The sequence below is a fragment of the Geoglobus acetivorans genome (genome assembly GCF_039641995.1).
GTDB lineage: Archaea > Halobacteriota > Archaeoglobi > Archaeoglobales > Archaeoglobaceae > Geoglobus > Geoglobus acetivorans.
Map to the genome: position 1 here is coordinate 993,928 of NZ_CP087714.1, position 22,830 is coordinate 1,016,757.

Below are 22,830 nucleotides of genomic sequence, written 5' to 3' on the forward strand. Positions count from 1 at the left end.
ATGAACGGAACTTCCATTTACCTCCTTTTTGCTCTCTTGCTACTCAGCTCTTTCACCTTCGGGTGCAGTGATGAGGTGAGTCAGAGAGACGTTCAGGAAAGTGCAGACAGAATTGCCGGGATGGTGAGAGCTGCAGATATGGGTGTTGAAGAGAGCATGCAGGCTCTCGTAAATGGCAATTACGACGGAGCGAGAAGCTCTGCGATTAAAGCAAAGGAGCATGTTGGTGAGGCGAGGAAGGTTTACGGGGAGGTGGAGCCATATTTGAGTGAAGAAGACGCTGAGCTTCTCAGTACACTGATAGAGTATGAGGATAGGTGGGCGACGCTTTCCTACAAGACGGCAAATGTCAGGGAGATTGGAAGCTCAATCCTCGACCAGATGATTGAGGAGGATGCTGAGCTTACACTTCCGAAAGTCGAGCTTCTCGAAAGAGCCTACAGGGAGAATGCGGATGACTGGAATGAGCTTGCAGACTTCCTGAACGCCAACCTAAACACCCTGCAGAAGGCTGGCATTGGCACGGAGGAAGTGGAGATAATTTACGCTCTGTCAAACTCCACATACCAGCTCGCTAACTCTCTTTCTGAATACAAGGATATCCTCAAGACTCAGGCAGAAGGTTACACTCCTGTTGCGGAAAGGGAACTTATGAGCGCGGAAAACACAGAGTCTGGGTTCATATCCAAGAGCGTCGCAGATTTCTTTGAGAGCTTTGATGCTGACAAAAACGGGAAGCTCAGCATTGGGGAGGCTCAGGAGTTCTTTTACTGGGTGGAAAACAATGTGGCTTACAGGTACGACGATGAAGAGGCCGAGAACACGATTGTCGGGCTTGAGGTAGGTGATGGCAGGGAAGGAAAAGATTACAGACAAACTCCTGTCGAAACTCTCAGCGAAAAAGCTGGAGACTGCGAGGACATGGCGACGCTTGAGGTGGCATTTTACAGGTACTTCGGCATAGATGCCTATGTGGTTGGAGTAGACACTTCCACTCCGGGTTTGGTGGATCACGCAGCAGCCATTGTCAAGATAGGAGATGATGCTGAAGTCTTCAAGAAAACCCTCGGAAACCTGCTCTACTATGAGCTTGAAAATGTCAGGGACGTTTACGGGAATGTGATATCCCCGGGAGTCTACATGATAGTGGATAACTCCTATTCCGGGGCTTACGGATACATAAGTGGTGGGGTTGAGGAAGGGACTTTCACAATATACTGTGTCATACCTCTTGAAAGGGGCTATGGAGAGGAGTGGAGCGGGATAGTTGAGAAGTGTGTGAGCATGGATTAATGTTGATGCAAACACCACTATTTTTCTAAAGTTTGAAAGAAAGAATTTTAAAATTAAAACGACAAATTCTGATTTAATGCCTAAGGTAGTTGAAGCCGTTTATGAGAATGGAGTTCTTAGACTCCTCGAAAAAGTAAATCTAAAAGAAGGAGAAAAAATCAAGGTGGAAATAAAGAGGGAGATAGACCACCTTAAAGGGAAATACGGAAAAATGAAGGGAGATGAACTGCTAAAGCTGAGGGATGAAATTCATGACAGAAGAACACATTTTCGTGGATAGCTCAGCCTTTTTGGCTTTTTTGTAGATGGTGTGGATGTTTTTGAAAGGATTGATGCTTTGCTGGTTACATCAACGAATGTCATTGAAGAGGTCGTGTACGTGCTTGTGAAGATAAAGGCGAGTGATGTGACCGGAATTGAAAAGCACTACGATCTCCTGCGCCACCTTAGAGAATCCAAACATTACAGTGGAAACAGCAAAGGAGGTCATTTCCGATGTTTCGAATGTTCTCGACTACTGGGAGATTAAAGTCTTGCCTCCTGCAACGTATCAAGAGATGTTTGATGCAATCACGGCTTACGGTTTACTTCCAAATGACGCTCTTATAGCAGCAACCTGCAAGCACTATGGCATAAGGAAAATAGCCACTTTCGACGATGACTTCAAAAGGGTCTACTTCCTCGAAATAGTGGATATCAGATAGAATCTAACGCTACGGCTGTAGTGCTTTTGCAGAGGGTCAATCCAGTGACCCCTTCGTGCTCCTCACGTCTTCAGCTTCCTTCAAAGCCTGTCTTAACGCCAGGGCGAGGGCCTTGAATGCGCTCTCCATCTTGTGGTGCTCGTTTCTGCCCTTCACCTGCAGGTACACGTTTATCCCGGAGTTTCTGCAGAAGGTGTCGAGGAAGTGCACAGCGTTCTCTCCCTTTATTCCTGCATCCCCAAACTCTCCTTCAAGGACGAAGTAGCCCCTTCCGCTGACATCCACTCCACAAATCGCAACACTCTCATCCATCGGTACTATTGCTGAACCGAACCTGTATAGCCCCCTTCCCTCAATTACCTTTCTGAATGCCCTTCCGAGGGTTATCGCCACATCCTCTACGGTGTGGTGCTCATCCACGTGTAGATCTCCTCTGGCTTTAACCTCAAGCCCTATTCCTGAGTGAAATGCGAAGCTCGTGAGCATGTGGTCGAGGAAGCCTATTCCCGTATCTATCGCAATCTCTCCTCCTCCAAGGGAGAGCTTTACAACAACCTCAACCTCTTTCGTTTTCCTCTCAACCCTGACCATCTCAATCCTCCTCCAGAGGCAGCACATCTTCCAGCCTGAGTTTTCCGGTGTACAAAGCGCTGCCGATAACCACTCCAGCCGCACCAGCATTCTTAACCTTTTCGACATCCTCTACGCTTGTTATCCCGCCCGACACTATCACCGGTTTACCTATTGCCTCAACGACTTTTCTGACTGCATTCTCGTCAATTCCTTTCATCAGTCCCTCCACATCAACGTTGGTGAACAGGAAGCTGATGTCACACTCACTGTAAATCCTGGCAACCTCCACGGGAGTAAGGCAGGTATTCTCCTTCCAGCCCCGCACGACGACCTTTCCACCCTTGGAATCTATGGCGATGACAATTCTTCCCGGATACTCCTCTGCAAGCCTCTTGACCTCATCCGACCTTTCTATTGCCATTGTCCCCAATATGACCCTCTCGACCCCAAGGTCGAGCAGCCTTCTTGCCGTTTCAACGTCCCTAATCCCCCCTCCGACCTGCACCTCTGCAAACTCAGAGATTTTCAGTATTGTGTTCTCATGGGTAAGCTTTCCCCTGAAGCTCCCGCTCAAATCCACGAGATGCAGAACTTTCGCCCCCTTTTCAACCCATGATCTCGCCACGCTGACGGGGTCACTGTCTTCAAAAATTACATCGTCCTCCTTTCCCTGCCTGAGCTGTACGCACTTCCCGTCCTTGATATCGACGGCTGGAATAACTCTGAACATTCTTTCAGTTAAGTGCTATAATAAAATAAAAAAGTTTCGAGGAAAAACCTTAGTATTTTATTTTTGGCTTTCTGTAATTTTTTCTGGGAGTATCCAGCAATTCTTCGAACTCCTCATCGCTTAAAGGCCTGAAATCGTCAAATCCATTGTACCTTTTTCTACCTTTCAAGCCCGATCTGCCCCTCGTTCAGTTTTTACTGAGCTATTGGCAAACAACACATATATATTTCTTTTGCTGATTTGGGCATCTATGCCATCTCTTTTAAAGTAGTTAAGAAATATAAAATATTAATATACTATACTATCTATTTTAATTCTATCCTGTGTCTCTTTTTGAATTCGAGTTTTATCTTGAGTTTTTTACTGCTCTCGTGTTCGACCTCCACCTCTACAGGGAAACCATAGTCGAACTTCACTTCAATGTCGTCAACAAGCATGTGAATTGCATTTTCCTTTTCGATCTGTTCCGCGAGCAATCTCAGAAAGGACAGGAGTTCCTCCTTTGACATGTGTGTTTCAAATTCAAGTTCTGCAGTGTCTGCTTCTCTTTTTGCGTCTTTACCGCTTATTTCTATCATACTGTCACCTCTACTGAGTTATAACACGAAAGATATAAATTTTCTTAGGAATTTTATACTTGATATGGGTGATTTGCTGGAAGTCCTTGGTTCCAAAAAAAGATTGATGATACTCAGAAGTCTTAGCAGAGGGAACAGATGTGTTAGTGAGCTTATGGATGAGCTGAAGATGGATGGCAAGACTGCCAAATACCATCTCGACAAACTTGAACGACTGGGTATTGTGTCGAGCTATATCGAAGGTAAGAGAAAGTACTACCAGCTTATGAAAGAGGTCGTTATCGTGATTTCGCCGCCACCGAACAGGAAATTCGTTGTTGCAGCTTTGGAAAAACAGCCATCAGAAATAAGTTTATAATTCCAGAACGCTACTTGTCAGGGATGGAAATAGCAATACCCTCAAGTTCTTTAATAAATGAAAGGGATGAAAAAATAAAAATTTACAAGATCGGGCAGATTGCAAGAGCCTGTTCAATCTTTCGAGTTAAAAGAATCTATATTTATCCCGACCCTGACTTTGATGAATCTGATCTTATTAAAGAAGTTTTGGAATACCTTGAAACTCCTCAATATCTTCGAAAATTCCTCTTTCCTTTAAAAAAAGAACTCAAATTTGTTGGAACACTACCTCCTTTAAAAATACCATCTCATAAGCCAAAAGATTTAAAAATCGGTGAGGTGAGGGAAGGCATAATCGTCAGGGTTGCTCCTGACGGCACCGCGTGGGCAGATATAGGTACAAAAGCCCTGGCCCTCTACCGAGGATATGCAGAAAAGGGGGCCCGCGTGACCGTCAGGGTCTGTTCGAAGAAACCGTTGGTGGTGGAAGAGGCGAAGCCGAAAGAGTACTGGGGATATGAGGTTAGGAAAATTCGGCTTGAGAAGCTGGTGAGAAGGGAGGATGCGGTAATCACCTCCCGAAAAGGTAAGCTTCCTCAGCCTGAGGAAGTAAAAGTCAAGAGGCTCCTGATTTTCGGGAGCCCGGCAGAGGGAGTACACGAAATAGCCGAAAAGTTCGGAATAATCCTGGAAAATGTGGATGTGTGGAATATGTTTCCAAATCAGGCTACGCAGACAGTAAGATTGGAAGAGGCAATATTGGGAAGCCTTGCGATTGCAAACTATTTGAAGTGGGTGGTATGAAATGAAGGAACACAGGCCAAGAAGAGGTTCGCTGGGATTTTCTCCCAGAAAGAGAGCGTCCAGTATCATTCCAAGGATAAGGGCTTGGCCCGTAACCAATGATGTCAAACCGCTTGGTTTTGCCGGATATAAGGCTGGAATGACTCATGTTGTGATGGTGGATGATAGAAAGAATTCCCCAACCTATGGAGAGGAAATAGTGGTGCCCGTAACTGTAATAGAGGCTCCACCCATGAAAGTGATGGGTGTGAGGGTGTACAGAGAGACGCAGTACGGCCTGCAGATAGCTGGTGAGGTATGGGCGACCAATCTCGATGAGCACCTTGCAAGAAGACTCAACCTTCCAAAGAATGGTAAGAGTGCAGATGAGCTGAAGAACATCGAAGACATTGCAGAAGTCAGGCTCATAACCTACACCCAACCGTACAAGGTCACGGGAGTGCCCAAGAAAGTTCCAGATGTGATGGAGCAGAAGGTTGGGGGAGATGTAAACTCTGCTCTCGATTATGCAGTTTCAAAACTTGGGAGTGAGATTAGGGTTTCTGAGGTGTTTGGAGAGGGAGCATTCGTTGATGTTCTCAGCATAACCAAAGGCAAGGGCTTTCAGGGTCCGGTTAAGAGATGGGGCGTCATAACTCTCAATGCAAAGCATGCAAGAAGCAGCAAGCACAGGAGAGTCGGAACCCTTGGTCCATGGAACCCGCATCATGTCAGGTGGACGGTTCCGCAGGCTGGGCAGATGGGCTTCCATCAGAGAACCGAATACAACAAGAGAGTGCTAAAGATTGGCGAAAATGGAGACGAAGTAACTCCTGCTGGAGGATTCCCCCACTATGGTGTGGTTAGGAATGACTATGTGCTTGTTTCGGGCAGTGTACCGGGACCGGTTAAGAGACTCGTCAGGATGAGAGAGGCAATAAGACCTCCACGCGATGTGTATGAGGGTATAAACCTGGTTTACGTAAGCAAGTCATCCAAACAGGGTAGGTGAAGAGCATGAAGGCCAAGGTTTTTGATCTTAATGGAGAAGTGGTTGAGGAAATCGAATTGCCGTCAGCATTCAATGAGGAATTCAGACCTGATTTAATCAGAAAGGCAGTTCATGCAATTCAGAGTCATAGAAGGCAGCCTTATGGTCCAAATCCGCTTTCAGGTACAAACTATGCTGCTGAAAACTGGGGTCCAGGCCATGGATATGCAAGGGTGCCGAGATGGAAAAATGGTAGCAGGGCTGTGAAGGTCCCGCAGGCCGTTGGTGGTAGAAGGGCACATCCACCGAAAGTGCAGAAGAAATGGGATGAAAAGATTAACAGGAAAGAAATGAGGAAAGCCCTGAAGTCTGCACTATCCGCGACACTTGATCCTGAAATTGTCAGTGCGAGAAATCACGTTTTTGAAGGCGACCTGCCAAAAATTGTTGTTGATGATTTTGAGACTCTTGAGAAGACCAAGGATGTTGCGAACGCTCTCAAGGCTCTTGGAGTATTCGGAGATGTGGAAAGGGCAAGAGCGACAAAAAGGGTCAGAGCTGGAAAAGGCAAGATGAGGGGCAGGAGATACAAGATGAAGAAGAGCGTTCTCATTGTGACCGGAAACAGCTCCAAGGTTCTGAAAGCAGCGAGAAACCTTCCGGGAGTGGATGCTGTTGAGGTCAGAAACCTCAACGTTGAACTCCTGGCTCCAGGTGGACATGCCGGGAGGCTGGTTGTTTATACGAAATCTGCTGTAAACTATCTGGGGGAGTGGTTATGATACTCAAGGCATTCCTGATTACGGAAAAGACGACTATGCTTCTTGAGAAAAACGTTCTTACTGCGATAGTAGACATCAGAGCCGGCAAAAAGGAGATTGCGAAAGAGGTAGAGAGAAGGTTTGAGGTTGAAGTAGAGAAGGTCAACACCCTTATAACGCCCAAGGGTGAGAAGAAGGCATACATAAAGTTGAAACCTGAGTATTCTGCTGAAGAGCTGCTTTCAAAACTGGGTGTATTCTGAGGTGATCTGAAATGGGTAAGCGCATAATATCCCAGAATAGGGGAAAAGGAACTCCCACTTACAGGGCTCCATCTCACAGGTACAAGGCTGATGTAAGGCATCTCAAATTCACGGGAGACGTTGTTGAAGCAAAAATAGAGGACGTTGTCCACGACTCGGCCAGAAATGGTCCTTTGTTCCTTGTAAGGCTTCCAGATGGAAGGAAGGAATACGTTCTTGCTGTGGAGGGCAAGGGCGTAGGAGACAGGATTCAGGCTGGAGAAAAAGCTGGGATCGATCTTGGCAATGTAACCTATCTCAAAAACATCCCTGAGGGAACACCGATATGCAATATCGAGCACATTCCGGGTGATGGTGGCAAATTTGCGAGGGCAAGTGGAACCTATGCCTTCGTTGTGGCTCACGAGGAAGACAGAGTGCTGGTTCAGCTTCCGTCAGGCACCATGAAATGGTTCAACCCGATGTGCAGGGCGATGATCGGTGTGGTGGCTGGAGCTGGAAGGGCTGACAAACCGTTTGTAAAGGCAGGCAAGAAGTATCACAAGATGAAGAGCAAGGCAGCAAAATGGCCTCGTGTGAGGGGTGTGGCAATGAACGCTGTGGACCATCCATTTGGTGGCGGTAAGCATCAGCATGTTGGTAAGCCCAAGACAATCAGCAGAAATGCTCCTCCAGGAAGGAAGGTAGGTAGTATTGCTGCAAGAAGAACGGGTGTGAGGCGATAATTATGGCGCTGAAGAGTAAGGTAGTCAGGCCAAAAGAATTCAGGTATCGCGGTTACACGCTTGAAGAGTTGCAGAAGATGTCACTTGAGCAGATTGCTGAGCTATTGCCAGCAAGAGAAAGGAGAAAAATAAAGAGAGGCTTCACGGAGCAGGAAGAAAAGTTCCTTAGAAGGCTCAGGAAGAAAGGAACGGCAAGGACACACTGCAGGGACATGATTGTGTTACCTGAAATGGTCGGAAAGGTCATTTTCGTCTACAACGGCAAGGAGTTCGTCAGAGTAGAGGTGAAACCAGAAATGATCGGACACAGACTCGGTGAGTTTGCGCACACAAGGAGATTCGAGAAGCATTCTGGACCTGGTGTTGGTGCTACCAGAAGCAGTAAATTTGTGCCACTGAAGTGATGACCTATGGCGAGGGTTAATTATGCTTACAGGCCAAAGGATGAGCTGAACGCAGCCAAAGCGATGGGATATGAGATGCCAATAAGCTTCAAACATGCCGTGGAGATCTGCAGGGCAATTAAAGGAAAGAAAATAGATGATGCAATCGAGTACCTTGAAGATGTCGTTGCCATGGAGAGAGCAGTTCCCTTCAAGAATCACAAGAAAAAGGTAGCTCACAAGAAAGGCCTTGAGAAATGGTATGCTGGTAGATATCCTGTCAAAGCATCCACCTACATCCTCAAGGTTCTTGAGAATCTGAAGGCAAATGCTGAATACAAGGGACTCGAGCTTAACAGGCTTGTTATAACACACGCACAGGCTAAGAAAGGCAGAGTAATCAAGAGATACATGCCGAGAGCATATGGTAGAGCTACTCCGAAGTTTAAGATTCTCACGACAGTAGAAATTGTGGCCGAGGTGCGATAATGGCGGTGGAAAGAAAATTTGTTGAGGAAAGGGTAAGGAAGCTCAGGGTCAAAGAATGGATCGTCGATGAGGTCAGGAACGCAGGGTTTGGTGGGATAGATATTGTTAGAACGCCTCTTGGAACTCAGGTAACACTCTTCGTCGAGAGACCGGGTCTTGTAATTGGCAGGGGTGGAAGAAGAATAAAGAAACTCACTGACAGGCTCAAGGATTTCGGCCTCGACAATCCTCAGGTTGCAGTTGATGAGATCAAGAAGCCAGAGTTTAACGCTCAGCTCATGGCATCTCTCCTTGCAAGGGCACTTGAGAGGGGATGGTATTTTAGAAAGGCAGGATACAGGTTCCTTTACAGAATAATGGATGCCGGTGCAAAGGGATGCGAAATTGAGATAAGCGGGAAGCTCACGAGCGAGAGAGCAAGAACTGAAAAGTTTGTGGCAGGGACAGTCATTCATACCGGTGAACCGGCCGAGAGCATGGTTGACGAGGGATTCGATATTGCGATCAAAAAACTGGGTGTGTATGGCATCAGGGTCAGAATAATCCCGCCTGATGTTGAGCTACCCGACGAAATTTATGTCAGGGATGTGGAGGTACAGGAAGAAGAGCCGGAGCCCGTTTCTGAGCAGAAGGAAGAGGTGAGTGCAAATGAGGATGCAGGAGATCAGAGAAATGAGTAGAGAGGAAAAACTAAAAAAATTGAACGAACTGGAGAACGAACTTCTGAGGCTGAGAACTCTCGTAAGGAGCGGTGGAGCACTGGAGAATCCGGGCCAGCTAAGGGCTGTAAGAAAAGACATCGCAAGGGTAAAGCTCGCTCTGAGGGAAGAAGGCTACAGGGTATAAAGGTGCTGGCGAGAGACTGGATTGGACTGAGTGTTGAGGTGGTGGAGAGTCCTAACAAATTTGAAGCGGGTCTGAAGGGCATGGTGGTTGATGAGACGATGAGGACTTTGAAGCTGAAGACTGAAAATGGTCTCAAGACCGTTGCAAAGGAAGGAAGGAAGTTTGCAGTGATGGTCGAAGGACGCAGGTATCTTGTCGATGGCAGTCTGATCTCCTTCAGACCCGAAGAAAGAATAATGAGAGGTATGATGCTCGTAAGCAGAATGAAAGGGTGATGGTGGATGAGAGATATTGGAATTAATGTTAATCCTCCTGAAAAGGAATGTAACGACAAAAACTGTCCGTTTCACGGAAGTCTTTCTGTGAGGGGTCAGATATTCAGAGGCCGGGTTGTAAAGACATACGAAAAATCTGCCGTGATTGAAAGGGAGCTGATCAGGTACGTGCCAAAATATGAGAGATACCTGAAAAAGAGGAGCAAGATGCATGCACACAATCCTCCGTGCATAGATGCCAAGCCAGGAGACATTGTAACGATTGCTGAATGCAGACCGATAAGCAAGACAAAAAGCTTTGTGATAGTTGAGAGGGTGGTGGAGGAATGAAGGCGAAGAAAGCGGTTGTTCCAAGGGCGTTACCAACAGGAGCCAGGCTGGTATGTGCTGACAATACAGGTGCAAGGGAACTTGAGATAATCGCTGTTAAGACTTACAAGGGTGTGAGGAGGAGATACCCTGCTGCTGGGGTTGGTGACATTGTTGTTGTCAGTGTTAAGAAGGGCAGTCCCGATATACGAAAGCAGGTTCACTATGCAGTTATTGTCAGACAGAGGAAGGAATATCGCAGGCCTGATGGAACAAGGGTCAAATTTGAGGATAACGCTGCTGTGATCACAGATCCAAGCGGCAATCCAAAGGGAACTGAGATAAGAGGACCTGTTGCAAGAGAAGCAGCTGAAAGATTCAGCAAAATTGGCTCTATAGCCACGATAATTGTGTGAGGTGATATCATGTCAAAACAACCCAGAAAGCAGAGAAAGAAGGTATATGAGGCAAAACTCCATCAGAGGCACAGGTTCCTTCATGCGACTCTCTCCAAGGAATTGAGGAAAAAATATGGCAAGAGAACAATCAGGATAAGAAAAGGGGACAAGGTTAAGGTGATGAGAGGCAACTTTGCTGGGCATACTGGCAAGGTTCTCGAAGTTGACATGAAAAGACTCAGGATCCTCATCGAGGGTGTTGTGGTTAAGAAAGCGAACGGTGAGGAAGTTTCCCTGCCCACCCATCCATCCAACGTTATGATTGTCGAGCTTGGAGAGGGAGATGAGGTTAGAGAAAAAATCCTTAAGAGGTGATTTTCATGCATCAGAAAAGATTAAGCGCACCGAAGACATATAAAGTTCCAAGAAAGGTTAAGAAATGGTTGGTGAGACCTTCACCGGGCCCTCATGATAGGAATGCTCTTCCACTTTTAGTGGTTGTTAGAGATTTCCTCGAACTTGCTGATACTGCAAGAGAGGCGAGGAGAGTGATTGCCAGTGGCGAGATTCTGGTTGACGGCATTCCCCGGAGAGACTACAAATTCCCGGTAGGCTTTTTCGATATAGTTTCGGTTCCAAAAATGGATGTCAATTACAGGATCGTCTTCGACGAAAAGGGCAGATATGTTCCAATAGAAGTGGAGGACCACGATAAGAAGCTTTACAGAATCAACAATAAAACCACGCTTAAAGGAGGAGTGGTTCAGCTCAACCTGTTCGATGGGACGAACATAATTGGCTCAAATGAATTCAAAACAAAGGATAGTGTTCTGGTAAAGATTCCTGAGAAGGAGATCTTGCAGCATCTCAGGTTCGAAGAGGGCGCTCTTGTAGTTGTTACAGGAGGCACACATGCAGGTGAACTTGCAAGGCTCAAATCGTACAAGGTGGTCAGAGGTTCGGCACCAAATCTCGTGACAATCGAGATCGGGGGCAACGAGTACACAACAGTTGAACAATACATTTTCGTTGTTGGCTCAAAGGATGATGAAAAGCCAGTGATCGATCTGGGGGTGTAGCTAAATGAATCCGATGAGAGAAGTGATAATTGACAAGGTCGTTATAAATATCGGAGTCGGGGAGAGTGGGGAAAGACAGAAGAGGGCTCTTCAACTCCTTGAGGAACTCACCGGAAAGCAGCCAACCTCAACATATTCAAAGAAGACGATCAGAAACTTTGGAATTCGAAAAGGTGAAGCAATTGGTGCTAAAGTAACTCTCAGAGGTGATGATGCTCTTGAATTCTTGAAGAGAGCCCTAACTGTCAAGGAATTCCGGCTGAGCAGAAGGCAGATTAGCGATGGAAACTTTTCATTCGGCATTCAGGAGCATATTGACCTTCCGGGTGTTGATTACGATCCGGATATGGGCATATATGGAATGGATGTTGTGGTGTCTCTCAAGAGGAGGGGCTACAGGGTTGCGAGAAGAAAAATTGCGAAGAGCAAGATTGGTAAACCTCATAGGGTAACTAAGGAAGATACGATAGAGTTTCTCAAATCACTCGGTGTGGAGGTTGAATGATTATGGCGAAGGAAAGAACCAAGAGGTTTGGTAGGAACGCTAATCCCTGCAGAAGATGTGGGAGAAAACGAGGCGTAGTGCGGAAATACGGTCTTTACCTCTGCAGGCAGTGCTTCAGAGAGGTTGCTAAGGAGCTTGGTTTTAAGAAATACTGGTGAGGTGGTATAATGCAGCTTGATGCAGTATCAAACGCAATGTCAGCAATAAAAAATGCAGAGGTCATCGGAAAATCGAAGGTGGAAATAAGGCCAGCTTCAAAGCTTGTCGGTAAGATTCTCGCGGTCATGAAGGATTATGGCTACATTAAGGGCTTTGAAGTCAAGGATGATCCCAAAGGTGGTGCGATTGTTGTTGAACTCAGCGGGAGAATCAATGATTGTGGTGCAGTGCGGCCGAGGTTTTCAGTGAAGAGAACAGAATACGAAAAGTTTGAAAAGAGATATCTGCCTGCGAGAGATTTTGGAATCCTCATCGTCTCGACAACTGAAGGTGTGATGTCCCAGAAAGATGCCATAGAAAGAGGACTGGGCGGGGTTTTGCTTGCTTACGTCTACTGAGGTGGTTGCAATGGAAGAAAGGTTTGTAGAGGTACCAGAAAATGTCACCCTCGAAATTCAGGGAGATGGAGTTAATGGATATACTATCAAGGTTAGCGGACCTAAGGGGAACAATGAGCGATTTCTGAAGTACAGAGGCATTTTCATTGAAAAACTTGACGGAAAGGTCAGGGTGTACACTGAGGACAGGAAATCGAAGGTTAAGGCCATGGTGGGTACTTTTGCCGCTCACATCAATAATCTGATCAGGGGTGTTACTGAAGGATTCGAATATAGACTCAGAATACTCTATTCCCACTTCCCCATGAAGGTAAGGGTTGAGGGCAAAGAAGTAATTATCGAGAACTTCCTTGGAGAAAAACATCCAAGAAAGGCAAGAATATTTGGCAGAGCTGAGGTAAAAGTACAGGGTAATGAAATTATCGTAACCGGCGTGGACAAGGAGGAATGTGGTCAGACAGCAGCAAATATTGAGCAGGCTACAAAGAAAAAGAATCTGGATATTAGAGTGTTCCAGGATGGAATTTACATTGTTGAAAAGCCGTGAGGTGGTTTGAATGAATCCAAATCTGCCAAAGGAAAAAGTTAGGCTTCTAAAGCTCAGAAGAAGGATGAAATCGAGAAAGCCTGAATTCAGACACTTTGAAGCTCATAAAAAGCTCAAGCTCAAAGACCTTGGATGGAGAAGGCCGAGGGGCAGACACAATAAGTGGAGAGAAAGATATGGTGGAAAGTGGAGTGGCAGAGTACTCCCGAACCCGGGATTTTCATCGCCTGCAGGAGTACGGGGCTTGCACCCATCGGGATACGAAGAGGTGTTGATCCACAATCCAAAGGAGCTTGAGAGTGTGAACCCTGAGTTTCAGGCAGTAAGGATTGCATCAAGGGTTGGGCTTAAAAAGAGGCTGTTGATTGAGGAAAAGGCCAAGGAATTGGGAATAAAGGTGCTCAATCCGGTTAAGGGTGATTGAAATGAATCTGAAATTCCAGAGGAAGTTGGCAGCTGAGATACTTGATTGTGGCGTTCACAGGGTCTGGATGGACCCCGATGCTCTTGACGAGATTGCGGGCGCAGCAACAAAAGAGGACGTAAGAGAATTAATTGAGAGAGGGCTGATAAGGAGAAAGCCTGTAAATGGCATAAGCAGAGCGAGAATAAACAAGAGAAAAGCCCAGAGAAAGAAGGGGAGACGGAGAGGTCATGGAAGGAGGAAGGGAAGAGCTACTGCAAGAATGCCCAGGAAGAGGGCATGGATCATCAGGATCAGAGCCCTGAGAAAAAGACTCAGGCAGCTTAAGGAGGAGGGAGCTCTTGATGCTAAGACTTACCGGATGCTTTACAGGAAGGCAAAGGGTGGCGAGTTCAGGAGCATAGCTCACCTTAATCAGTATCTTGAAACACATGGTTTGCTGAGGTGATTTAAATGGCAAAAGGTCCAGCATATAAGGTTCCGTACAGGAGAAGGAGAGAGGGCAAAACAAATTATAGGAAGAGGTTGAAACTCCTCCTTTCAAGAAAACCAAGACTAGTTGTCAGAATTACGAATAGGAGGGTCATCGCTCAGATTGTGGATTACCATCCAGATGGTGACAGGACTCTCGTTTATGCGGATTCAAAGGAGCTTGAAAAATATGGATGGAAAGGGGATCTGAATAACACACCCGCTGCGTATCTCACTGGCTTGCTCATTGGTAAGAAGGCGCTTGGTGCAGGAATAGAAGAGGCTATCCTCGATATTGGCCTGAAGACTCCGTCAAAAGGTGCAAGAATCTTCGCTGTGCTCAAGGGTGCGGTTGAAGCAGGCCTCGAGGTTCCGCACAGTGACGGAATACTGCCTGATGATTCTAGGACCAGAGGTGAACACATCGCGCAGTATTACGAACAGAACCCAGAAAAATTCTCGGAATACGAAAAGAGAGGGTTGAAACCTACAGAACTTCCCGGCCATGTTGATGATGTAAAATCAAAGATTATGGGGTGATTGAATGGAGTGGAAACCACGAACCAGACTGGGGAGACTTGTAGCAGAAGGAAAGATAAAGACGATTGATGAAGCAATAGCCAGTGGCCTTCCATTAAAAGAGCCGGAAATAGTTGATGTTCTCCTTCCTGACCTTGAAGATGAAGTTCTCGAGATCAATCTTGTTCAGAGAATGACCGACAGCGGCAGGAGGTTGAAGTTCAGGGTTACCGCTGTTGTGGGTAACAGGAACGGTTACGTTGGCATTGGTGTGGGGAAGGCGTCTCAGGTAGCTCCTGCAATTCAGAAAGCAATCAGAAATGCAAAAATAAATCTTTTCAGGGTTCAACTTGGATGCGGCTCCTGGGAGTGTGGTTGTGGAGGAGAACACAGTGTTCCTGCGAAGGTCAAAGGAACGGCAGGAAGCGTTGAGGTTACGCTCATTCCCGGACCAAAAGGACTTGGACTTGTTGCAGGAGATGTTGCAAAGAAGGTGCTTGAGCTTGCTGGAGTCAAGGATGTCTGGACCTTCACAAGGGGTCAGACCAAAACAACAATAAACTTTGCAAAAGCTACTTTTGAAGCGCTCAGGCAGACTGTATATCTCAAGAGGTGATTGTGATGCTGGCAGTAATCAGGCTCAGAGGTCAGATAGATGTTCATAGGAAAATTAAGGACACCCTCAGGCTGTTGAGACTTCATAAGAGGTACCACTGTGTCATTGTGCCGGACACTCCATCCTATCGTGGAATGCTTCAGATCGTGAAGGATTATGTGGCTTATGGTGAAATAGATGCAGAAACACTTGCATTGCTTTTGAGAAATAGAGGCAGGCTTGTTGGCAACAGAAAACTCACGGATGAATACGTTAAGGAGAAAACGGGATATGAGAGCATCGAAGAGTTTGCAAAGGCTGTCGTTGAGGGTAAAGCAAGTCTGAAGGACTTGCCAGAGCTTAAGCCTGTGTTCAGATTGCACCCTCCCAGGGGTGGACTGAAGAGCATCAAGTGGCATTACGGATATGGCGGAGATCTGGGATACCACGGTGAGGATATCTCCAAACTGATTTACAGGATGAGGTGATTGCAATGCCAAAAAAGAAGGTCAAGAAGTTTAGAGGGTCGAGAACGTGTGGCAAGGGCAGGGAGAACAGGAACAGGGGCGGAGGAAACAGAGGTGGAAGAGGTAACGCAGGCGCCTTGAAGCACAAGTATATAAAGACAGTCAAGCTCGCAAAGGCAGGCCTTTATGAAATTGGCAAAAGCGGGTTCACGAGACCAAAGGTCGTGAGAAGAGAGTACATCCTTCAGAAGGAGCTTAAGGAACGACTCATGGAACTCAAAGCAGTCGGCGCAATTGATGATTACCTTTATGCTTACCTGAAATCAAGGCCAGACCTGAACGTGGGAGACCTGGATGCAATCGCCGACAGACTTGTCGAAAATGGGCTGGCGGAGAAGGATGGTGACGTTTACAGGATCAATCTTGCAGATCTCGGGTACTACAGACTGCTCGGTTCGGGAAGAGTCAGTAAAAAGCTTGCAATATCTGTTGAGTATGCCACACCAAAGGCCATTGAGAAGGTTGAAAGCGCAGGAGGAAAGATTGAGACTGAGTCCTAATCTTTATTTTTATCGGGGGGTTTAGATGGTCGACTACGTTCTTAGGGCCTTACAGCCTTATTTTGAGAGGATTCCAAGTGTTGCGAGACCTACAGAGCACGTTCCATTTAATCAGAAGTTGATGTGGACGCTTACGATACTCTTGCTGTATTTCGTTCTATCGAATGTTCCTGTTTTTGGACTGGACCCAAGCTCCATTGATATTTTTGAGCAGTATAGAGCATTGTTTGCTGGAGCAACAGGCTCTATAATTGCTCTCGGTATCGGACCAATCGTTACTGCGAGCATCATATTGCAGCTCCTTGTTGGTGCAGGTATAATCAAACTCGATTTGACCAACCCAGATGACCGAGCAGCATATCAGGACTTTCAGCGATTTCTCGTATTTGTCATGATCGCTGTCGAGGCACTGCCTCAGATTCTGGGTGGCTTTCTCAAGCCCAACCCGCTAATTGCCGAGCAGCTTGGTGTCTCTCTTGCTGTAGTTTCGCTTCTCATATTCATCCAGCTCTTCATAGGCGGCACTCTAATTGTTTACATGGATGAAGTCGTCTCTAAGTGGGGCATAGGAAGCGGTGTCTCGCTGTTCATTCTCGCTGGTGTTGCCCAAAGCATTATCACGGGACTTTTCAACTGGGTTGTCCCACCGAATTCGGCAATGCCCGCAGGTATTATCCCGAGATGGTTCTGGATAGCACAGAACTATGGTGGAGAAGCTTTGCTGACTGCAGATGGACTCAGATTTCTGCTTGTTGATGGTGGGATTCTTGCGCTGATAACTACTGCAATCATCATAATCCTGGTAGTTTATGCGGAGGGAACCAGGGTTGAGATACCTCTTGCTCATGCGGCTGTAAGAGGTGCAAGGGGCAGATTTCCAATAAAACTGATTTATGCCAGCGTTCTGCCGATGATCTTCGTGAGGGCACTGCAGGCCAACATACAGATCTTCGGAATGCTGATGTATAACAGGGGGATAACTATCTTTGGTGAATATGTCGGCAGTAAGCCCATAAGTGGTTTGATGTATGTGATATCCCCCGTAAGAGGTCCCCAGGACTGGATACCATCTCTTGTTAAAGCAAGTCCGTATTTTGCAGACCTGCCCGAGTGGATGATCATTCTCCGACTTCTGGTTGACGCTTCAATACTTGTTGCTGGAGGTATACTTTTTGCTATCTTCTGGGTTGAGACGAGTGGTATGGATGCCAGAACTGTGGCGAATCAGATTGCGAGGAGCGGGATGCAGGTACCGGGCTTCAGAAGAACTCCACAATCGCTTGAAAGACTTCTTGAGAGGTATATCCCCAAGGTTACAGTGCTTGGCGGTGCGGCAATTGGTCTGCTGACTCTTGTCGCCAACATGCTCGGAACAATTGGTGGTGTTGGTGGAACAAGCCTGCTCCTTGCCGTGAGCATTGCATACAAGCTCTATCAGGACCTTGCCAAGGAACAGCTAACTGAGATGCATCCGCTTGTTAGAAGAATGCTTGGTGAAGAGATATGAAGGACGTTCTCAAAAATTTTTTACGTGCCCTTGGCATAACAATTTTTATTGGTATATTCATAAGCCATGATTTTCGAGTAGCTCTTGGCAGTGTCCTTGCTCCGTTTCTTGATCCCATGTACGAACAGCTTGGAGTTCTCTATACTGTCATGATTCTTGCAGTGTTTACTGCTTTTTACAGCACGCTGATTCAAAAGCTGACAGTGGATTACAGCAAGATGAAAGAAATTCAGCAGAAGGTGATGGAGTTTCAGAAAGAGTACAGTGACGCCGTAAAGAAAAACAATCAGGAGAAGCTTAAAAGGCTTGAGAAAGATAGAGACGAGGTTATGAGACTGCAGTCCCAGCTGATGAGCATGCAGTTTGACCCCATGTTCTATACTGTAATTGTTACGATACCGATTTTCATGTGGATGTACAAGATATCTACCTTGAACCCAATAGTCAATGTGCCCTTTGCAGGAGAAATCCATGTGGGGCAGTTCTATCTGATATTTCCGTGGTGGATCTGGTGGTACATGTTCAACTCAATCGTCTTTGGCCAGGTGGTAAGAAAGGTTCTTAAAGTGGGAGTGTAAATTCAGAGGAAATGAGGATAACTATTTCAGGCCCTCCCGGAAGTGGAACGACCACCGTGGCAAGGAAGCTTTCAGAGAAACTCGGTTATCCTGTCATATCTGCCGGAGAGGTTTTCAGAAAACTTGCCAGAGAACGTGGGATGAGTCTTGAGGAATTCAGCAAATATGCTGAAAACAATCCTGATATCGACAATTTGATCGATAAACGTCAGAGAGAGGAAGCACTCAGGTATGAAAATGTGGTTGTGGAGGGAAGGCTGTCGGGCTGGATGGTGCCGGCTGATTTGAAAGTCTGGATTTACTGTGACAAGGAAATAAGGATTCAGAGGATCGCAAGGAGGGAGAAAAAGCCGGTAGAGGTTGTCAGGAATGAGACTGAGGTCAGGGAGGAACTTGAGAAGCGGAGGTACCTGAAAATTTATGGGATAGATATCGAGGACAGAAGTCTGTACCATATCATGATTAACTCGGCTAGGTTTACAGCAGATCAGATTGCTGAAATGATCCTCAGGGCGGTGGAGCTGATATATGATGAAAAGAATGGTTCCTGATTTTGAGGACAGATTTTATATCAGGGAGGAGGGAGAACCGGGAGAGCATGGAATTTACCCTTACCATCGGCCAATGAGGGAATACATAACGAAAGGACTCGTTTGTATTGACAAGCCAATGGGTCCGAGCAGCCACGAAGTTGTTGTCTGGATAAGAAAAATACTTGAGGTTGAGAAAACGGGGCATACGGGTACGCTGGACCCAAGGGTTACAGGAGTTCTGCCTGTGCTGATCGAAAACGGTACGAAGCTCGTCAAATACCTTCAGGAGTCTGATAAAGAGTACATCACCCTGATGCATTTGCATGCTGACGCAAGAAAGGAGGACATTGAGAGGGTGATGAAGCTTTTTGTCGGGAAGATCTACCAGAGACCCCCTCTGAAATCTGCTGTTAAAAAGAGATTGAGGATTAGAGAAATTAAAGATATCGAAGTTCTCGAAATTGATGGGAGAGATGTGCTTTTCAGGGTGTTGTGTGAGGCAGGAACATATATTCGAAAACTCTGTATCGACATTGGTGAGGTTCTCGGAACCGGGGCGCACATGCAGGAATTGAGAAGAACAAGGACGGGAATATTTGATGAAAGCAATACATATACTCTTCACGACCTCCTTGATGCATACATGTTCTGGAAAGAGGACGGCGAGGAGAAGTACCTCCGGGAAATCATAATGCCCATGGAAGAGGCAGCAAAAACAATGAAGAAGGTAGTGATCAAAGATACTGCCGTGGATGCACTCTGCCATGGAGCAGATCTGACCGCAAGGGGAATGCACTACATCGAAAAGTCAATAAAAGCGGGCGATGTTATCGCTCTCTTCACTCTGAAAAATGAGCTTGTGGCAATAGCAAAAACAATTGTTTCAGCTGAAGAAATGTTCAGGATGAAAAAAGGTGTGGTGGCGAAAACGCTTAGAGTGATCATGGAAAGGGGTACGTATCCTCCATACTGGAAGGGAAAGGGAGCAGGGGAAATTTAAAGTAAAATATAAATAATATTCGACTAAATCGTAAAGAGAAGGTGGTAACGATGATTGATGTAATTATGGACGGTGAAGTTCTCAGGGCTGTTACAAGGGCGATGGTGGCTCTTGTCAGTGAGGCGAGATTCCACTTTCAGGAGGAGGGGCTTCATTCACGGGCTGTAGATCCGGCAAACGTTGCGATGGTGATAGTGGACGTTTCAAGGGACAATCTTGAGGCATATTCAATTGATGAAGAAAAAACAGTTGGTGTTGATGTTAACAGGATTTATGACATTGCAAAGGGTATAAAGAAGAACGAACTGGTTGAGCTTAAGGTGGAAGATGAGGCAACACTCAAGGTCAAGTTTGGAAGTGTTGTTTACAGCGTGGCACTCATTGATCCATCGGCAATAAGAAAAGAACCCAAGATACCAAATCTCGATCTGCCAGCCAAGATCGTACTTGATGCCGGAGAGTTCAAAAAGGCAATTGCGTCAGCCGACAAGATAAGCGACCACGTAGTTTTCAGGAGCGATTCGACAGGTTTTTACATTGAGGCTGAGGGTGATGTGGACAGGATAGTCTTTCACATGAGTGAAGCTGAGCTCATTGAATTTAACAAGGCTGAGGCAAGGAGCATGTTCAGTGTGGAATATCTTAAAGAATTCATAAAAGTGGCCGGAACAGGAGATTTGCTTACGGTCCATCTTGGAACGAACTATCCAGTCAGACTCGTCTTTGAGGTTGCTGGAGGAAAGGCGAAGGTCGAGTACATACTCGCACCGAGAATAGAGGCAGAATGAAGTTGCTTCCGATTTTACCTTATATTTCTGACTATCCTTTTTTAAAGCCGTCTAAGTTTCTGGTTGAAGAGATCAGAAAAGGAGTTCTTTTTGACTATGCTCTTGAACAGGCAGAGGAAATACTTGCTGAACTTTTAAACTCAGGAAAGTATGAATTTTCTCCTGAAGAAAAGTCCTTTTCATGTCTTACCTGCGAAAAGCCGTGCAGAGACGTTTGTACTAAATATGCCATGGGTGAGGGGATAAAATGGGACAGGTGTGATTTGTGCGGAGAATGTTTCAGAAATTGTGATTTCTCAGCGGATCCTCAGATTTACAGGGAGTATGAAGCAAAGGCAAAGTTATCTGTACTTTCATACCTCATGATGCGTTCGGCAGTATCAGGATTTGGTGAAGCAACGAGGAGAAGGTTTTCCACATCTCTAGCCAGAGCTTTCAGAAATGCCATGGAACAGGACGTGAGCGAAGTCCTGCCGGAAATAGTTGCCTCAAATTTTGGCATAAAAATGATAAGAGACGAGGGTCTCCTTGTTCACGTGTCCGATTTTTTAAAAGCGAGTTCGAGAATTAAAAGCCCTGAGTGGAAACTCATTTCGAGAAACCTCTCTACCGGGTATGTAGAGGTAAAGAAAAGTGAGCTCTACAGAATAGTGGAAGAGCATCTCAGAGATTTGCTTTTTGAGCCATTTCCTTATGATATTGAAGGTATTGAAGCCCTGAAAAGAATTGTTAGTGAATATGAGCTGAGCAGAAGGGGTGATGACATAAAGGGAGTGCGAGACTTTGAAAGCTTTCCACCATGCATGAAGAAAATTCTCGCTGATCTCAAAGCTTCAGCTAACGTTGCGCATACGGCGAGGTTCGCTCTGACGACGTTTATGCTTCAGATCGGATTTTCAGTAGACGAGATACTTGAAATATTTAAAAACGCTCCTGACTTTGATGAGGAAAAGGCGAGGTATCAGATCGAGCATATTGCCGGAATGAGAGGAGCAGGAAAGCCCTATGATGTGCCTTCCTGCTCGACGATGAAGACTTATCTGAACTGCGTTGCCGAATGCAGGGTGAACCATCCTGTGGAGTATTACAGGAGGCGTGTTTATGAAAATCGTAGAAGAAAGTCTGAAGGGTGACCAGGGGGAAATAAAGCTAATTCCTGAATCTGTTGAGGATCTCTGGCATCTGAAATACATAATTGAACCTGGGGATGTGGTTTTCTCTCTCACCAAACGTGCGAGTGAAAGCTCAGATAAGCTAAGGAGTGATAAGCAGATGGTGACAGTGAGGCTGGGTATAAGGGTGGAAAAGGTGGAATTTCACAAGTTCGCCAACAGGCTGAGAATTTCGGGTGTGATAGTAGCGGGAATTGATGAATCAGGACATCACACCCTGAATATCATTCCGGGTAAGGAACTGAGCATAATTAAGGAGCGATGGAAGGATGAGCAGATTGAGAGGATAAAAGCGGCAGTTGAAAGCTCGAACCGGCCGGACATAGCCATACTTACGATAGAAGAAGGGGATGCTGTACTGGGTGTTTTGAGGCAGTGGGGCGTTGAAGAGGTAGCGGGAATTTCAAAGAGCTATGGCAAGGACAGAGGGGATTCCAGGAAGGAGTTTTTTGGAGATGTGTATGCCATGCTTAAAAACGTTGATTTCAACTATCTAATTGTTGCAGGTCCAGGATTTGCCAAGGAGGACTTCTACAGGTTTTTAAAGGATAAAGATCCAGGAATGGCTGAAAAAGCGATTCTTTCAGATGCTTCAGCCATAGGAATGAGGGGCTTTGTTGAGGTTGTCAGGAGAGGAGTTGTGGAGAGAATTGCCGGAGAACTCAGAATTGCAAGGGATGCAGAATACCTAGAAAAGCTCCTTGAGGAAATTTCGAAGGATGGAAAGGCCGTGTACGGCATTGAGGAAGTCAGGAAGGCATACGAATATGGGGCGCTGGAGATTCTTCTCGTTGCGGACGAGTTTCTTAGAGAGGAAAGGGAAAAATGGGACATTGACAGCTTTCTGAGAGATGTGGAGAACATGAACGGCAAGGTAGTCATAATGAGTAGCGAATTTGAGCCGGGGAAGCAGCTGATGGCTCTTGGTGGGATCGCCGGACTGCTGAGGTTCAAAATTTAGAGATTTTGTTACTCACTTTCAGTTGTGGATCCCATCTGCGCCATTTGCGATTGTCTCTCCTGCTATGTGAATGTCGAGGGCGTTTACACTCTTTCCGGATCTCTCAAAACGACTCTGTACTTTTTCA

Annotated in this window: 38 protein-coding genes; 35 read left to right on the forward strand and 3 right to left on the reverse strand. The window is 46.1% G+C overall.

Translation table 11 applies throughout. The annotated features are described in order from the left end of the window. From LPQ35_RS05845 to LPQ35_RS11185, 3 genes are all read left to right on the forward strand, one after another. Window positions 1-1,293 carry a transglutaminase-like domain-containing protein gene (locus LPQ35_RS05845; RefSeq protein ID WP_193807733.1) on the forward strand — a complete coding sequence of 431 codons (1,293 nt, stop codon included), beginning with the start codon at window positions 1-3 and terminating at the stop codon, window positions 1,291-1,293. Between the two features lie 76 nt (window positions 1,294-1,369). Beyond that, window positions 1,370-1,573 (forward strand): antitoxin family protein, encoded by a 204-nt coding sequence (locus tag LPQ35_RS05850; protein ID WP_048094443.1) that lies wholly within the window; start codon window positions 1,370-1,372, stop codon window positions 1,571-1,573. Between the two features lie 136 nt (window positions 1,574-1,709). Then, a complete protein-coding gene (locus tag LPQ35_RS11185; RefSeq protein WP_203219001.1) occupies window positions 1,710-1,997 on the forward strand; it encodes a PIN domain-containing protein in 288 nt (95 codons plus the stop codon). A gap of 36 nt (window positions 1,998-2,033) precedes the next feature. Here LPQ35_RS11185 and hisB read toward each other — a convergent pair whose 3' ends face one another. From hisB to LPQ35_RS05870, 3 genes are all read right to left on the reverse strand, one after another. Further along, entirely contained in the window at window positions 2,034-2,588 is a 555-nt protein-coding gene (gene hisB, locus LPQ35_RS05860) for an imidazoleglycerol-phosphate dehydratase HisB (protein WP_193807734.1), read from the reverse strand. A 1-nt stretch (window position 2,589) separates the two neighbouring features. Next, on the reverse strand, window positions 2,590-3,300 hold the full coding sequence (hisA, locus tag LPQ35_RS05865) for a 1-(5-phosphoribosyl)-5-[(5-phosphoribosylamino)methylideneamino]imidazole-4-carboxamide isomerase (RefSeq protein WP_193807735.1): 711 nt from the start codon (window positions 3,298-3,300) through the stop codon (window positions 2,590-2,592). A 305-nt stretch (window positions 3,301-3,605) separates the two neighbouring features. Next, a complete protein-coding gene (locus LPQ35_RS05870; RefSeq protein ID WP_193807736.1) occupies window positions 3,606-3,878 on the reverse strand; it encodes an amphi-Trp domain-containing protein in 273 nt (90 codons plus the stop codon). Between the two features lie 64 nt (window positions 3,879-3,942). On the opposite strand from LPQ35_RS05870, the gene LPQ35_RS05875 reads away from it, so the two are divergent. Genes LPQ35_RS05875 through LPQ35_RS06030 form a run of 32 tightly spaced genes read left to right on the forward strand, consistent with a single transcriptional unit; the run spans window position 3,943 to window position 22,703 of the window. Next, on the forward strand, window positions 3,943-4,236 hold the full coding sequence (locus LPQ35_RS05875) for a metalloregulator ArsR/SmtB family transcription factor (RefSeq protein WP_193807737.1): 294 nt from the start codon (window positions 3,943-3,945) through the stop codon (window positions 4,234-4,236). A gap of 23 nt (window positions 4,237-4,259) precedes the next feature. Then, on the forward strand, window positions 4,260-5,021 hold the full coding sequence (locus LPQ35_RS05880; RefSeq protein WP_193807738.1) for a putative RNA uridine N3 methyltransferase: 762 nt from the start codon (window positions 4,260-4,262) through the stop codon (window positions 5,019-5,021). 1 nt (window position 5,022) lies between these two features. After that, window positions 5,023-6,012 (forward strand): 50S ribosomal protein L3, encoded by a 990-nt coding sequence (locus LPQ35_RS05885; RefSeq protein WP_193807739.1) that lies wholly within the window; start codon window positions 5,023-5,025, stop codon window positions 6,010-6,012. Between the two features lie 5 nt (window positions 6,013-6,017). Further along, entirely contained in the window at window positions 6,018-6,773 is a 756-nt protein-coding gene (gene rpl4p, locus LPQ35_RS05890) for a 50S ribosomal protein L4 (protein ID WP_193807740.1), read from the forward strand. Then, complete coding sequence (locus LPQ35_RS05895; RefSeq protein WP_048093380.1) at window positions 6,770-7,015, forward strand: 50S ribosomal protein L23; 246 nt, start codon at window positions 6,770-6,772, stop codon at window positions 7,013-7,015. The genes rpl4p and LPQ35_RS05895 overlap by 4 nt, the downstream gene beginning before the upstream one ends. 11 nt (window positions 7,016-7,026) lie before the next feature. Further along, window positions 7,027-7,740: a 50S ribosomal protein L2 gene (locus LPQ35_RS05900; protein ID WP_193807741.1), complete on the forward strand. Its 714-nt coding sequence runs from the start codon at window positions 7,027-7,029 to the stop codon at window positions 7,738-7,740. A 2-nt stretch (window positions 7,741-7,742) separates the two neighbouring features. Continuing rightward, a complete protein-coding gene (gene rpsS / locus LPQ35_RS05905; RefSeq protein WP_048093384.1) occupies window positions 7,743-8,144 on the forward strand; it encodes a 30S ribosomal protein S19 in 402 nt (133 codons plus the stop codon). A gap of 6 nt (window positions 8,145-8,150) precedes the next feature. Further along, window positions 8,151-8,612: a 50S ribosomal protein L22 gene (rplV, locus tag LPQ35_RS05910; RefSeq protein ID WP_193807742.1), complete on the forward strand. Its 462-nt coding sequence runs from the start codon at window positions 8,151-8,153 to the stop codon at window positions 8,610-8,612. Then, complete coding sequence (locus LPQ35_RS05915) at window positions 8,612-9,292, forward strand: 30S ribosomal protein S3 (protein ID WP_193807743.1); 681 nt, start codon at window positions 8,612-8,614, stop codon at window positions 9,290-9,292. Before rplV ends, LPQ35_RS05915 begins: the two co-directional genes overlap by 1 nt. Further along, entirely contained in the window at window positions 9,261-9,458 is a 198-nt protein-coding gene (gene rpmC / locus LPQ35_RS05920) for a 50S ribosomal protein L29 (protein WP_193807744.1), read from the forward strand. Before LPQ35_RS05915 ends, rpmC begins: the two co-directional genes overlap by 32 nt. A 2-nt stretch (window positions 9,459-9,460) precedes the next feature. Continuing rightward, the gene (locus tag LPQ35_RS05925) at window positions 9,461-9,733 is read left to right on the forward strand and encodes a ribonuclease P protein subunit (RefSeq protein ID WP_193807745.1); all 273 of its coding nucleotides are present in this window, start codon (window positions 9,461-9,463) and stop codon (window positions 9,731-9,733) included. Window positions 9,734-9,739: 6 nt separating this feature from the next. Then, the gene (locus tag LPQ35_RS05930; protein ID WP_048093388.1) at window positions 9,740-10,063 is read left to right on the forward strand and encodes a 30S ribosomal protein S17; all 324 of its coding nucleotides are present in this window, start codon (window positions 9,740-9,742) and stop codon (window positions 10,061-10,063) included. Continuing rightward, window positions 10,060-10,458, forward strand: a complete 399-nt coding sequence (locus LPQ35_RS05935; RefSeq protein WP_048093389.1) for a 50S ribosomal protein L14 — start codon at window positions 10,060-10,062, stop codon at window positions 10,456-10,458. The genes LPQ35_RS05930 and LPQ35_RS05935 overlap by 4 nt, the downstream gene beginning before the upstream one ends. A gap of 9 nt (window positions 10,459-10,467) precedes the next feature. Next, on the forward strand, window positions 10,468-10,815 hold the full coding sequence (rplX, locus tag LPQ35_RS05940; protein WP_193807746.1) for a 50S ribosomal protein L24: 348 nt from the start codon (window positions 10,468-10,470) through the stop codon (window positions 10,813-10,815). Between the two features lie 5 nt (window positions 10,816-10,820). Beyond that, window positions 10,821-11,519, forward strand: a complete 699-nt coding sequence (locus LPQ35_RS05945; protein ID WP_193807747.1) for a 30S ribosomal protein S4e — start codon at window positions 10,821-10,823, stop codon at window positions 11,517-11,519. A 4-nt stretch (window positions 11,520-11,523) separates the two neighbouring features. Next, entirely contained in the window at window positions 11,524-12,024 is a 501-nt protein-coding gene (locus tag LPQ35_RS05950) for a 50S ribosomal protein L5 (protein ID WP_193807748.1), read from the forward strand. A gap of 2 nt (window positions 12,025-12,026) precedes the next feature. Then, entirely contained in the window at window positions 12,027-12,182 is a 156-nt protein-coding gene (locus LPQ35_RS05955) for a 30S ribosomal protein S14 (protein WP_048093941.1), read from the forward strand. Between the two features lie 9 nt (window positions 12,183-12,191). Continuing rightward, a complete protein-coding gene (locus LPQ35_RS05960) occupies window positions 12,192-12,581 on the forward strand; it encodes a 30S ribosomal protein S8 (protein WP_193807749.1) in 390 nt (129 codons plus the stop codon). A gap of 10 nt (window positions 12,582-12,591) precedes the next feature. Next, window positions 12,592-13,128, forward strand: coding sequence for a 50S ribosomal protein L6 (locus LPQ35_RS05965; protein WP_193807750.1), 537 nt, complete (start codon window positions 12,592-12,594; stop codon window positions 13,126-13,128). Between the two features lie 10 nt (window positions 13,129-13,138). After that, a complete protein-coding gene (locus LPQ35_RS05970; protein WP_193807751.1) occupies window positions 13,139-13,552 on the forward strand; it encodes a 50S ribosomal protein L32e in 414 nt (137 codons plus the stop codon). 1 nt (window position 13,553) lies between these two features. Further along, window positions 13,554-14,000 (forward strand): 50S ribosomal protein L19e, encoded by a 447-nt coding sequence (locus LPQ35_RS05975; RefSeq protein WP_193807752.1) that lies wholly within the window; start codon window positions 13,554-13,556, stop codon window positions 13,998-14,000. Between the two features lie 5 nt (window positions 14,001-14,005). Next, window positions 14,006-14,563 (forward strand): 50S ribosomal protein L18, encoded by a 558-nt coding sequence (locus LPQ35_RS05980; protein ID WP_193807753.1) that lies wholly within the window; start codon window positions 14,006-14,008, stop codon window positions 14,561-14,563. Window positions 14,564-14,567: 4 nt separating this feature from the next. Beyond that, window positions 14,568-15,158: a 30S ribosomal protein S5 gene (locus LPQ35_RS05985; protein ID WP_193807754.1), complete on the forward strand. Its 591-nt coding sequence runs from the start codon at window positions 14,568-14,570 to the stop codon at window positions 15,156-15,158. A 5-nt stretch (window positions 15,159-15,163) separates the two neighbouring features. Continuing rightward, complete coding sequence (locus LPQ35_RS05990) at window positions 15,164-15,625, forward strand: 50S ribosomal protein L30 (RefSeq protein ID WP_193807755.1); 462 nt, start codon at window positions 15,164-15,166, stop codon at window positions 15,623-15,625. 5 nt (window positions 15,626-15,630) lie between these two features. Then, entirely contained in the window at window positions 15,631-16,164 is a 534-nt protein-coding gene (locus LPQ35_RS05995) for an uL15 family ribosomal protein (RefSeq protein WP_193807756.1), read from the forward strand. A gap of 25 nt (window positions 16,165-16,189) precedes the next feature. Next, window positions 16,190-17,671 carry a preprotein translocase subunit SecY gene (gene secY, locus LPQ35_RS06000; protein ID WP_193807757.1) on the forward strand — a complete coding sequence of 494 codons (1,482 nt, stop codon included), beginning with the start codon at window positions 16,190-16,192 and terminating at the stop codon, window positions 17,669-17,671. Continuing rightward, window positions 17,668-18,249 carry an EMC3/TMCO1 family protein gene (locus LPQ35_RS06005; protein ID WP_193807758.1) on the forward strand — a complete coding sequence of 194 codons (582 nt, stop codon included), beginning with the start codon at window positions 17,668-17,670 and terminating at the stop codon, window positions 18,247-18,249. Before secY ends, LPQ35_RS06005 begins: the two co-directional genes overlap by 4 nt. An 11-nt stretch (window positions 18,250-18,260) precedes the next feature. Continuing rightward, window positions 18,261-18,800: a (d)CMP kinase gene (cmk, locus tag LPQ35_RS06010; RefSeq protein ID WP_193807759.1), complete on the forward strand. Its 540-nt coding sequence runs from the start codon at window positions 18,261-18,263 to the stop codon at window positions 18,798-18,800. After that, entirely contained in the window at window positions 18,790-19,782 is a 993-nt protein-coding gene (locus LPQ35_RS06015; protein ID WP_203219010.1) for an RNA-guided pseudouridylation complex pseudouridine synthase subunit Cbf5, read from the forward strand. Before cmk ends, LPQ35_RS06015 begins: the two co-directional genes overlap by 11 nt. A 50-nt stretch (window positions 19,783-19,832) precedes the next feature. Then, on the forward strand, window positions 19,833-20,570 hold the full coding sequence (locus tag LPQ35_RS06020) for a DNA polymerase sliding clamp (RefSeq protein ID WP_193807761.1): 738 nt from the start codon (window positions 19,833-19,835) through the stop codon (window positions 20,568-20,570). Continuing rightward, window positions 20,567-21,703: a hypothetical protein gene (locus LPQ35_RS06025; RefSeq protein WP_193807762.1), complete on the forward strand. Its 1,137-nt coding sequence runs from the start codon at window positions 20,567-20,569 to the stop codon at window positions 21,701-21,703. Before LPQ35_RS06020 ends, LPQ35_RS06025 begins: the two co-directional genes overlap by 4 nt. Then, a complete protein-coding gene (locus LPQ35_RS06030) occupies window positions 21,672-22,703 on the forward strand; it encodes an mRNA surveillance protein pelota (RefSeq protein ID WP_193807763.1) in 1,032 nt (343 codons plus the stop codon). Before LPQ35_RS06025 ends, LPQ35_RS06030 begins: the two co-directional genes overlap by 32 nt. The last annotated feature ends 127 nt before the right edge of the window (window positions 22,704-22,830 follow it).